General features: G+C 72.1%; 5 protein-coding genes. 3 read left to right on the top strand and 2 right to left on the bottom strand.

Annotation, left to right across the window (positions count from 1 at the left end):
• Positions 1–205: 205 nt before the first annotated feature.
• A complete protein-coding gene (locus FHT37_RS25205; RefSeq protein WP_183489781.1) occupies positions 206–619 on the top strand; it encodes a hypothetical protein in 414 nt (137 codons plus the stop codon).
• Between the two features lie 1,219 nt (positions 620–1,838).
• Entirely contained in the window at positions 1,839–4,745 is a 2,907-nt protein-coding gene (locus FHT37_RS23930; RefSeq protein WP_183485396.1) for an Ig-like domain-containing protein, read from the top strand.
• Between the two features lie 53 nt (positions 4,746–4,798).
• Here the strand turns inward: FHT37_RS23930 and FHT37_RS23925 are convergent, their stop codons facing one another.
• Together FHT37_RS23925 and FHT37_RS25745 are read right to left on the bottom strand one after the other, a co-directional pair.
• On the bottom strand, positions 4,799–6,379 hold the full coding sequence (locus FHT37_RS23925) for a hypothetical protein (protein ID WP_183485393.1): 1,581 nt from the start codon (positions 6,377–6,379) through the stop codon (positions 4,799–4,801).
• Between the two features lie 230 nt (positions 6,380–6,609).
• The gene (locus tag FHT37_RS25745) at positions 6,610–7,635 is read right to left on the bottom strand and encodes a hypothetical protein (protein ID WP_310739779.1); all 1,026 of its coding nucleotides are present in this window, start codon (positions 7,633–7,635) and stop codon (positions 6,610–6,612) included.
• Positions 7,636–7,680: 45 nt separating this feature from the next.
• On the opposite strand from FHT37_RS25745, the gene FHT37_RS25740 reads away from it, so the two are divergent.
• Positions 7,681–11,904, top strand: coding sequence for a type I secretion C-terminal target domain-containing protein (locus FHT37_RS25740; protein ID WP_183485391.1), 4,224 nt, complete (start codon positions 7,681–7,683; stop codon positions 11,902–11,904).
• The last annotated feature ends 87 nt before the right edge of the window (positions 11,905–11,991 follow it).

Below are 11,991 nucleotides of genomic sequence, written 5' to 3'. Positions count from 1 at the left end.
CAACAACGGGCGCATTGCGGTTTCCGACATGAGCGGCGCCGAGTCCCGCAACGCTTGTTCACAAGCGCGGCACAAGGGCGCCGGCAGATGTGCGGCAGGAAATATAGAAAGTTTGTAGAGCCGTCGGCCCTGGTCGCTCATGTGGGCATCCGCCGTGCCGGCCGCCGGAAGAATGGGCTCACCAAGCACACACCCTGGAGGGGTCATGACCACGGTTTCCCAGATCAACGGCACCGGCGCCGCGCCGGTCGCGTCGCGCCAACTCGTCAACCGGCCGAGCGGCAGCTTCGAGATCAACGCCCGCGAGTACGGCAGCGTCGCCGCCGGCGCGATCGGCTTGGCGCAGGCCGCCTGGCAAGGCGGCGAGAACGCGGTGAGCAGCGTCGTCCATTGGAGCGAGGAAGGCCTGCAGGCGCTGGAGGACGGCGCCAAGGCGGTGGGCCACGCGGTCTCGAGCGGCGCGTCCGAGGTGGCGGAACTGGCGGGCGAGGTCAAGGACGCGGTGGCCAGCGGCGCGAGCACCGTGATGAAGGAGGCCGGCGAGCTCGGCAGCAGCGTCGGCGCCTACCTCGCGGCGGGCGCCGTCGCGGGCAAGGCGCTGGTCGACGAGATCCTCTGACCCTGCGCGCCGACGCCCTCGTCCGGTGCGCCCGGGTGAGGCGCTCGCGCGCGCCGGTTCACCGCCTCGCCCTTCCGGAGCAGTGTTTCTGCGGGCCTCGACCGACTCGGCTTTGCTAAGGACCGCCAATCTCACGTCGTTTCCGGTCATCGATCGGGCGGTTTCGGCCCGGAACACTGCGGGCTTCCTTGGTGAACCCCCTTTGCCCATGTCCGATCCCCGCTCCCTGCCGGCCGCTTCGGCCGCGATGACCGCCTCGCCCCTCCCCCCGTCGCCGTCGCCGTCGCCGTCTCCGACCGCGACCTTGCCGCCAACTCGAGGCGCCCCCACGTCGAGGGCCGCTCGCGCCGGACGTCCGGCGGATGAGGGGGTGGCCCCCTCGGCCAACAGCGATGAACAGCAGTCGCCGGCCTCTTCTGCAACGGCCCCGGCGTCCGACACGACGATCCCCGACTGCCCCGCTCCCGCCTTCGACACGCCGGCGCCGGTCAACGCCGACGCCGACATCGACGCCCAGAACACCGCCGTCCCCTGCGGAACGAGGTCCGAGGTGACGTCCAGCGCGGCAACCGACGACGACCGCGGTCCTGTCATCGGCTGGATCTGGCCCGGCGCCGGGCTGATCACGCCTTGGGCGTTCGGGGTGATGGCCGGCGGCCTGCGCGGTACTCGCGATGACGCCCCCTTCGCTCCGGCGCATGCCATCGGGCCGGGCCGGCCCACGGACCCGGCGACGCCGGGGGAGCCCGCGTCGCCCGCCAACCCCTCAGACCCCGGCGGCTCCGGCAACTCTGGCGGCTCCGGCGACTCCGGTAGCTCTGGCAACTCCGGCAGCTCCGGCAGCTCCGGCGACTCCGGCGACTCCGGTAGCTCTGGCAACTCTGGCAATGCTGGCAATTCGGCCGATCCCGCTGGCCCGACGGACCCGGCCCGGCCTACGGATCCCACCGACCCGACGAACCCCTCGCAGCCTGGGGATCCCTCCCATCCGGAGGATCCCTCGCAGCCCGGGAACCCCACTCGTCCGGGGGACACGGGCCACCCCGAGGACCCGTCTCGCCCGGCTGAACCGCCGCTGCCGGAGGACCCCACCCGCCCCGAAGGGCCCTCCGAGCCCGCTCAGCCCGGCGGGGATCCGACGCCGCCCGTCGACCCGTTCGAGCCGGATCCCGCCCTGCGCCCGGGGCCTGTCCGGCTCGCGCTGGCGCAGGACTCCGGGATGTCCGCCGTGGACCACCGCACCCGCGACGCGCAGGTGATCGTGACCGGGCTGGCGCCCGAGGCGAACTGGCAGTTCAGCCTGGACCTCGGCCAGACCTGGCACGACGGGCAGGGCAACAGCGTGGACGCGGCGCTGTTCACCCGCGACGGCCTGCACACGGTGCTGGCGCGGCAAGCCAATGCCCACGGCAGCAGCGGGCTCAGCGCGCTGCGCCTGGCCCTCTACACCCACGCCAACGACTTGGACCTCTCGTCGCAGCCCGGCCCGCAGTCGGCGCTGCACCGCATCGTCGACCGCGCCACGATCGCCGCCGGTGTCGCGCTCACCGCCACCGATGCCGCCCTGACCCCGCAAGACCTCCATGAACTGCGCCTGCGCCTGGGCGGCGATGGCTTCGATCCGCTCAACGACCGCCTCCGCCTGGACCGCGACCTGGACCTGAGCCGCGACGGCCAGGCGCAGGGCGTGCGCATCGGCGGCCTGGACGGCCTGGCCTACCGCTACGACGCGGCCACCGCGTCGCTGGCGATCTGGCGCGCCGACGGCAGCGCGCTGACCGGCTCCGACGCCGCCGCGCTGACCAACGCGATCCGCCTGAACAACCTCCAGACCCGGCCGCGCGACGGCGAACGGACCGTCACCTTGAGCCTGCTCGACGTGGCGGGCAACGTCAGCGCCGACGCGCAGGTGTCGGTGATGGTGGACACCCGCGTCCCCACGCTGGACTTCAACGGCGCCCGGCCCGGCCTGGACGCCGACATCGCCTTCCGCACGCTGACCGCACCGCGTGCCCTGCTGCCGGACGGGGCCGGCCTGCGACACGCCAATCCCGACGCGCGCTTCCAGCAGGTGACGATCGACGCCGGCGGCGCCGGCGCGAGCCGGGACGACGTCCTGGGCAGCCGGGATGGCGGCGCGGTGACCGCGCTGGATCAGGCCGCCAACACCTTCACCGTGGCCGGCACCGCGTGGCACGCGAGCCGCGCGGCCGACCGCTTCGTGTTCCGCCTCGAGGACGGCAGCTGGGCCAGCGCAGCCCAGACGCAGGCGCTGCTCGAATCGCTGACGCTGGGCAGCGTCGCCTCGCAGCCGCAGGAAGGCCCCCGGCAGTTCAAGGTCACGGTCACCGATCACCTCGGCCGGACCGGCTCGGCCACCAGCGTCCTTTTGCTGGACACCACGCCGCCGGTCCTGGACCTCAACGGCGCGGCGCCGGGGCTCGATGCCAGCCTGACGGCCGTGTCGGGCGTGCCCATCGGCGTCACGCTCGGCCTGCCGACCCGGAGCCAGGTCACCGAGAGCAGCGGCGTCGTCCAACTGCAGTTCAAGTTCACCAGCGCGGTCGCCGGCGCGCTCGCGCCCACCAACAACTACCCGCCGAACCTGCGCGGCGACACGGAGATCTTCGGCTTCTACGACCTGGACAAGCCGGACCAGCTCCTCTTCATGGACAACCTCGGGCAGCCATTCAGCCACTCGGCGGTGGGCTGGTTCCCGGGCCTGCTGATGGACATGGTCTACACGCGTCCCGGCGACGGCACGGTGGTCGTGACCATCATGCCGAACATGACGCTGACCGAGAACGTCACGCAGACGCTGCTCGAGCGTCTGGCCTACAAATGCGGCATCGGCCAGGTCCCGGGCGTGCGCCAGGTGGAGATCACCGCGACGGACCGCGCCGGCAACGTCAGCATCGTCCCCACGCTGGCGACGCTGGACGTGAAGCCGATCGGCACGCCGGTCGTTCAGCTCGGCCGCGGCAGCGACACCGGTGCGTCGGCCCATGACGAACTCACCTTCGCCAACGGCAGCGCGGCCTCGCCGCTGACACTCGCCGGCTTCGCCGCGGCCGCCGCGACGGTGACGCTGTTCCGCGATGCCGACGACAACGACCTACTCGAGGCCGGCGAGGCGCTGGGCACGGTGGTGGCGGACAGCACCGGCCGCTGGCAATACACGCTCGCCGGCGCCGCGCTCGCGGATGGCACGCATCGCTTCGGCGCGGTCGCGAGCGGCTTCACATCGGCGCTCCTGGCGGTCACGGTCGACGCCAGCGCGCCGGACAGCGTCATCGACATCGGCAGCACGGTGCGTCCCCGCCCGGTGCTGGGTGGCAAGACCGAGGCGAATGTGAGCGTCACCGTCGAGCTCGACACCGACGGCAACCTCGACAACGGCTACGAAGTGCGCTACCTCACGCGCGCGGACGCCGACGGGCGGTGGCAGCTGGACACGGCCACCGCGACACCGGTCGCGGGAGCGGCGCGTCGATTCGACGGCGGCGACACGGTCCACCTGCGCGTGCTGGCGACCGATCGCGCGGGCAACGTCACGACCCGGACCGCGAGCGCCGTCGCTGCGGATACGGTGTACAGCCTCTCGGACGGGCAGCTTGTCGACGGAGCGGACGGCACCACCCAGCTGGTGTTCACGGTGACGCGCAGCGGTGACCTGGGCGAGGCGGGCAGCGTGCGCTTCGCGGTGGACCGCGCGTCCACGACGGCCAGCCAATCCGCCGACGAGCTGGCCGGTGGCATCGACTTCTCCGGCCCGAGCGCCGGCCTGCTGAGCTTCGCGGCCGGCGAGACCGTCAAGACGATCCGCTTCACCGTCCAGGGCGAGCGGGGGGTGATCGAGGAGGTCGGGATCCGGCTCGAGGCGCCGGTTCACGGTCGGATCGACGACGGCCTGGGTATCGGCAGCCTCCCGGTGGTCGACCTGGACCGGCTGCAAGGCGTCGAGGCACGCGTCCTCCGCGGCGTCACGTCACGCGTGCAGGCTGAGCTGTTGATCGACGGACCGGACGACGGCGGCATCGGCGACGACGGCCGGACGATCGCGCCGGCCGCGCTGTGGGCGAGCGACCCGCTCCATCTCGTGATCGCGGGCCAGGCGGTGGTCTGAAGCGCTCGTCGCGGCTGCGGCGCGGTCGCCCGCCGCGGCCGTGACGGGGCGCCTCAGCCGAGCCGCGCGGCGAGCCGCCGCGCGAGCGCCAGCGCCTGTGGCAGCCCGGCCGCCTGGACCGCGGCGTCGGTCTCGCCGGACAGGCGCTCCAGGGTCGCCACGAGCGCCCGGGCCTGCTCGGCGGGGTCGACCGTCTCGATGGCGGCGGCGGTCGCGCCCGGCAGCGGCAGCTGCGCGATCAGCCGCTGCAGCCACCCCGCGAGCCGCTCAGCGCGGCTGCGATCGGCGCGCGACCACACGGCGCCAGTGGCGCGTTCGAGCACCAGCGCGCCGACCGCCCCGCCGCTCGCGTCGCGCAAGGTCAGCAGCTGCGACGAGCGATCGTTGCGCTCGATCCGCCCGCCGGCCAGGCCGCCCGTCGTCCATCGCAGTTCCAGTCCGGTCAGCGCCAGCGCCTCCATCAAACGGGGCCGCGCCTGCTGCCACTGCGCCTCGACCTCGGCGATGGAGGCCACCACGGCGGAGGACCGGCCAAGCGCGAGCAGCAGCCCCTCCGCGCCATGCGGGTCCGTGTCGAAGCGCGCCAGTTGCTCCAGGCGCGCGGGCAACTCCGTCTGGCCCAGCGTCGCCTCCAGGCGTTGCCGCTGCTGCTGGTGGTACCAGCTCGGCCCGAGCTGCTCCTGCTCGGCCATCAACTGCCCGAGCCGGCCATGCGCCGCCGCCTGCAGCGAGCGCGACTGGATCGCCTCGCCCAGCGCGAGCGCCTGCTGCGCGGCCGCCACCGCCTCTGCACCGCGGCGCAGCTCGCTGACCAGCAAAAGCGTCTGCGCCTGCAGCCAGCGATAGCGGCTGCGGCGCGAGAGATCCTCGGCTTCGAGCGCCAGCGCCAGCGCGTGGTCGAGGGCGCCGCTGTCGCGGGCGCAGCGCGCGTGATGCCACATGGCCTCGGCCTCGTAGTCGCGGTGCCCGACGGCGCGCGCGTCGGCGCGGGCCTCGTCCAGGCGCGGCAGCGCGGCCTGCGGGCCCTGCGTCGCGCGCAGCGACACCGCGCGGTTCAGCGCGATCTTGGAGCGCATGTAGGGGTCGTCGCCCAGCTGCGGGTAGTGCAGCTCGGCCTGGTCCAGCACGCGACCGCCGCGCGCCCAGTCGCCCAGCGCGAAGCACAGGTGCGCCAGGCCGATGCGGGCCAGGCAGGCCCAGCGGGTCTCGTCGTCGGCCAGCTCCAGGGTCTGGCTCCAGGCGTTGCAGGCCTGGACGTAGTCGCCGCGCTGGTAATGCATGCGGCCCAGCGCCTCGCTGAGCTCGGCGGCCTCTTCCAGCAGGCGGTGCTGCAGCGCGCGCGCCAAAGCGCGCTCCAGCTCGGCCTGGAGTTCAGGCCCGCGGCCCCAGCGCTCAAGGATGAAGAAGGCGCCCAGCAGCGCCTGGAAAGGCGGTTCGTCCTCGCGCGCGATCAGGCGCTGGAGCCGCGGCAAGGCCAGCCCGGGGCGGCGCATCACCAGCCGCTCCCAACGCGCCTGCGGCGACAGCGCCGTCCGGGTGACGGCGCCACCGCCGCGCCGCGCGCCCGCGGGACGCGTCCGCCCGCTCCTGCCCTTGCCGCCGCCCTCGCCCCGCTCGCCGATCGCCATGTCCATTCCGTCCGAAGCCGCCCCGTCCGGGGGAAGGCGGAAGCATAAACGCCTGAGGATTGGCTTCATCAGGCTAGCGCTCGGCGACAGCAATCGGCGCAGACCCACCTCTTCAAGTCATGGCGGGGCCACATGACTGACATGAACCTGCTATTCAGCTACAGGAATCACACCCGTTTCAGCCATCGCCCCTCAGGTTCGGACCTCGGAGACTGCCGGCATTCCATCCATCCGTGCTAGTCGCCATGAACGCCGCTCCGACCCCCTCGCCCAGCCAGCCCGAACCGGCTACCACGTCCCCCACCTTCCCCGCCTCGCCGGCCACCGCGCCGCATCCGCGCGCCCTCCCGCCGTCGTCCACCCCGGAGAAAAACCGCCCGCTGCCGCGCCCGAGACGCGAGGCCGACGACGAATCGACGCCCGCCGCTGAGGCCGAGACCGCGACTGCAGCGTCCACCAGCGACGAGGCCGCTGCCGCAAGCGACGCGCCGGCGCCGGCCGAGTGCCTCCCCCAAGCCACGTCGCCGGAGAGCGCCGCATCGAACGCCGCCGACTGCGGCGGCGCGCAAGCGGACACGCCGCGGTCCGTCGCGGCGGCGTCCGCCGGCCCAGCCGAGGGCGGCTGGGTCTGGCCCGGTGTCGCGCTGATGGGCGCCAGCATCGCGGCGGCCGCGAGCGGTGGCGGCGGCGGTGGCGGCACCCACGGCGGTGCCGGTGACGATCACTCGCCGCGCCCATCCGATCCTCAGCCCCCCGTCGATCCGGGCCCCCCCGACGTCCCCCGGCCGCCGGCCGACCCGGTCGTCCCGGTCGAGCCCGAACAGCCGGTCCATCCGGCCGACCCGGAGCTTCCCTCCGATCCGATGCCGCCGGTGGACCCCGTCAGACCCGAGCAACCGGTGGATCCCGTTGTTCCCTCCGACCCTGATCACCCGGTTGATCCGATTCATCCCGTCGACCCGGTCGATCCGGTTGTCCCGGTCGATCCGGTTGACCCGGTCGATCCGGTTGACCCGGTCGATCCGGTTGATCCGGTTGATCCGGTTGATCCGGTTGATCCGGTTGATCCGGTTGATCCGGTTGATCCGGTCGATCCGGTCGATCCGGTGGATCCGGTCGATCCGGTGGATCCGGTCGATCCGGTGGATCCGGTTGATCCGGTTGATCCGGTTGATCCGGTTGATCCGGTGGATCCGGTGGATCCGGTTGATCCGGTCGATCCGGTCCCTCCCCCGGACGCGCCCCGTCTCGCGCTGGTTCACGATTCCGGGCTGTCCGCCACCGACCTCCACACCAACGACGCGCGCGTGAGGATCTCCGGCCTCGCGGACAAGGCGACCTGGCAGTTCAGCCTGGACCTGGGCCTGACCTGGCAGGACGGCCAAGACGACACCATCCCCGCCTCGCAGTTCACGCAGGACGGCGCGCAGACCGTCCTGGCGCGACAGATCAATGCCCAAGGGGCCAGCGAGATCACCACGCTGCGATTCGTCCTCCAGACGCGCGCGGACGATCTCGATCTCTCCTCGACCGCAGGGCTCCAGACGACGGTCACCAGCGTCGTTGACCGCTTCCAGCTGGCGCCGGGCGTCGCCCTCACCGCGACGCAGGACGCGTTGACCGCGCAGGACCTCAGCGCGCTGCGCGTGCGGATCACCGGCGTCGGATTCGACCCGATCAACGACAAGCTCCAGCTGGACCAGGCCCTGGACCTCGACGTCAGCACGGCGAGGGACAACATCGAGATCGGCGGCCTGGCCGGCCTCTCCTACCGCTACGACGCCGACACCGCCAGCCTGTCGATCTGGCGCTCCGACGGCACCGCGCTGACCGGCTCCGACGCCGCGGCGCTGTCCAACGCGATCCGCCTGAGCAACACCATGGGTCGCCCGCGCGAAGGCGAGCGCGTGATCGCGCTGTCCGTGGTCGACCTCGCCGGCAACGTCAGCGCCGAGTCGCAGGTGTCGGTGGTGATGGACAACCATGTGCCCTCGCTGGACCTCAACGGCGCGCTGGCCGGCGTCGACACCGAGACGGTGATCCACGACCTCGTCACGCCGCAGCCGCTGCTGGCGCCGGGCGGTACGCTGTCCCACACCAATCCGGACGCGACGTTCCAGCAGGTGACGATCGACATCAGCGGCGAGAGCGTCAGCCCGGACGACCATCTCGGCTGTCTGGACGGCGGCGTGATTACCCAGTTGGGCCAGGTCGATCTCACGATCACCGTGGCCGGCGTCCAGTGGCGCGCCATGGCGCTGGCCGATCGCTACCAGTTCGTGCTGGCCGACGGCTCCGCCGCCAGCCTGGCGCAGACGCAGGCCCTGCTGGACTCCCTGCGGCTGATCGACACCTCGCCGCTCGCGCTGGAAGGCCCCCGCTCGTACCAGATCACCGTCACCGACCACCTGGGCCGGACCGGCACGGCCACGAGCCTGTTCATCGTCGACCGCACCGCCCCGGTCATCGACCTCAACGGCCCCGCGCCCGGCCTCGACCGGACGGTGACGGTGTCGCCGGGCCTGCCGATCGCCTTCCCGCTCGCGATGCCGTCCAAGACCGAGATCACCGAGGCCAACGGCATCGTCCGCCTCCAGTTCCGCTTCAGCAGCGAGGTGGGCGGCGCCTTCGTCGCGACCGATGCGGACGACCCCGCCAACGCCGACCGCCTGGAGCGCTTCGGCCTGTATGACCGCGCCGACCCGGAACAGACCGCCGGCATGCTGAGCATGGGGACCGCCTCGTCCGTCGAGGCCACCACCTCGACGCCCGGACTGCGCTACGGCATCACCTGCGAGCGCTCGCCGGACGGCACGGTGCTGTTCACCGTCGTCCCGTCGATGACGCTCACCGCGGACATGACGCGCGCGCTGCTGGAGCAGCTGGCCTACAGCGCGGGCGCGGGCGCCGTGGTGGGCACACGCCATGTCGAGATCACCGCCACCGACCTGGCGGGCAACGTCAGCGCCGTGGCCTCGCAGGTGACGCTGGAGGTGCGGCCCGCCGGCACGCCCGCCATCCTGCTCAGCCGCGACAGCGACTCCGGCCTGTCGCCGTACGACGGCGTCACCTCGGCCAACGGCTCCGCCGCGGCGCCGCTGATCCTCAAGGGCTACGCCGCGGCGGGAGCGACGGTCACGGTGTTCCTCGATGCCGACGGCGACGGCGTGATGGCCGGCAACGAAGTCATGGGCACGGTCGTGGCGGACGGGAACGGCCGATGGGAATTGCTGCTCGCCGGCGCCGGGCTCGAGGACGGCGTGTACCGCTTCGGCGCCGTGGCCGATGGCCTGACCTCCGGCGCGCTCGAGCTCACCGTCGACACGCATCCGCCGGCCAGCGTGGTGGCCATCGGCGACACGGTCCAGCCCCGTCCGGTGCTGTCCGGCACGACGGACGCGCGGGTCGAGGTGACCGTCGAGATCGACACCGACGACAACATCGCCAACGGCTACGAGCTGCGCTACGTGACCCATTCCGACGCCGCCGGCCAGTGGCGCGTGGACACCGCGACGGCCACGCCGGTGGCGGGCGAACGCCACCGCTTCGACGCCGGCGACCCGGTGCACGTGCGGGTCACGTCGGCCGACCTGGCGGGCAACGTGACGGTGAAGACCGCCGACAGCGTGACCGCGGGCGCCACGTACAGCATCTCCGACTCGCATGTGATCGAAGGCACCGACGGCAGCCGCGAGATGGTGTTCATGGTCACCCGCGACGGCGACCTGAGCGAGGCGGGCAGCGTCCGTTTCGCCGTGGACCGCGGCGCCAGCTCGGCCGGATCGAGCGGCGCCACCCTCGCCTCGGCCGCCGACTTCAGCGGCGCCAGCACCGGCCTGCTCAGCTTCGCCGCGGGCGAGACCAGCAAGCTGGTCCGCTTCACGGTGAACGGCGACCACTACCGCGAGGTGAACGAGAAGGTCGTCGTCCGGTTGGAGGACGCGACGGCGGGACGGATCGCCGACGGCCTGGGCATCGGCAACATCAACGAGATCGACGTCAACCGGCTGCAGGCGGCCTACGGCCTGCGCGACCTGAACCCGCACCAGAACGACTTCGCGATCCGGGTGCGGCGCGGTTCCGACAACGCCGAGCAGGACATCGGCTTCGACCTCAATGGCGAGCTCGACCGCACCGCGCTGCTCGACTTCGTCGGCCGCGGCGCCTCGGACAAGGGCTTCGTGACGCAGTGGTACGACCAGTCCGGCAACGGGCGTGACATGACGCAGACGGACCTGGCCAGGCAGGGCGTCATCGTCGACGCGGGACAGGTCGTGCAGCGCGCCGATGGCTCAGCCGCCATCAGCTTCAACAACGGTCGCAACGGCAAGAACAACGACTACATGGTGGCCAACGGCGTCGCGGCGGACGACTGGCGGAGCGTGGCGGTCTACACCAAGGTCCAGTCCGAAGGCACGGGCTTCGGCACGCTGTTCAACCTGGGCGGCACCGACAACGACCGGCTCAGCAGCCATTACCCCGCCTGGAACAACTACTACTTCGACGTCATGACAGCCAGCGGGGATGGTCGCCTCGTGCAGCCGCTGCCGTCGAGCAATGCGCTGCTGGGCCATGCCAATGACGTCGTTTTCGAGGCCCACGCCGGGAACGCGGGCGCCGGCACCGCCTCGCTGAACTACGTCGATGCGAAGCAGGTCATCTTCGAGGAGGGAATCCGGGTGGCCTCCGACGGCACGCTGCCGAGTCAGTTCCCGACCAGTGCGCAGTGGAAGCTCGGCTGGCACGGCAACTGGGCGAATGGCACCGACACCGCCTATTACCAGCAGGCCATGTACAACGAGTTCCTCGTCTTCCTCGACAAGGACGGCACCGCCACGCCGGCCGTGCAGTCGCTGCTGGGCACCGCCGGCAACGACGTGCTGACCTACTCGGGCGAGCGCGAGGTGAGCCGCATCGACGGCCTGCTCGGTCATGACGCGCTGTACGTCTCGGGCGACGCGAGCCTCGACTTCGGCGCCTTCTCCGGCGGCGTGAAGGGCCTGGCCCAGGTGTGGATGGACAACGGCGCGGCCAACACGCTGACGCTGACCTCGGCCACGCTGGCGGCCAACGGCGATGCGCCGCTGGTCGTGCAGATGGACGCGGGGGACCGGCTGATCCTCGATGGCCGCGAGTTCCAGCACAGCGGCGACCACCTGGAAACGATGGTCATCGGCAGCCAGCGCAACGACGTGATCGTTGCCAGCTCGCGCAACGACGTGCTGATCGGCGGTGGCGGCGCCGACACCTTCCGCTGGCAGGCCGGCCAGACCGGCCATGACACGGTGCTGGACTACAGCAATGCCCAGGGCGACCGGCTCGACCTGACGCAGCTGCTGCGCGGCGTCCCCGCCGGCGGTGAGGACCGCTTCATCCGCCGCGGCGTCGATGCGCAGGGCCAGGTCGAGCTGTTGATCGACGCCCACGGCAATGGCGACTTCAACCAGCCGGAGTTGACGATCACGCTGGCGGACCTGCGGCCCACCGACACGATCACCGTCCTGACCGGGGCCGGCCAGGCGGTGCTCTGACGACCCGGCGCGGTTGGCGCGGCACGCGCCATGCCGCCGCGAAAACGACAACGCCCCGACGGCCTGAGCCTCGGGGCGTTGTTCCTG

Source organism: Mitsuaria sp. BK037 (genome assembly GCF_014193045.1).
Classification (GTDB): Bacteria; Pseudomonadota; Gammaproteobacteria; order Burkholderiales; family Burkholderiaceae_C; genus Roseateles.
This window is presented reverse-complemented; position numbering and strand designations above follow the sequence as displayed.

Bases quoted from the DNA above. Each gene is read 5' to 3' on its own strand.
- FHT37_RS25205 (WP_183489781.1), top strand. From the start codon at position 206: ATGACCACGGTTTCCCAGATCAACGGCACCGGCGCCGCGCCGGTCGCG.
- FHT37_RS23930 (WP_183485396.1), top strand. From the start codon at position 1,839: ATGTCCGCCGTGGACCACCGCACCCGCGACGCGCAGGTGATCGTGACC.
- FHT37_RS23925 (WP_183485393.1), bottom strand. From the start codon at position 6,379: ATGGACATGGCGATCGGCGAGCGGGGCGAGGGCGGCGGCAAGGGCAGG.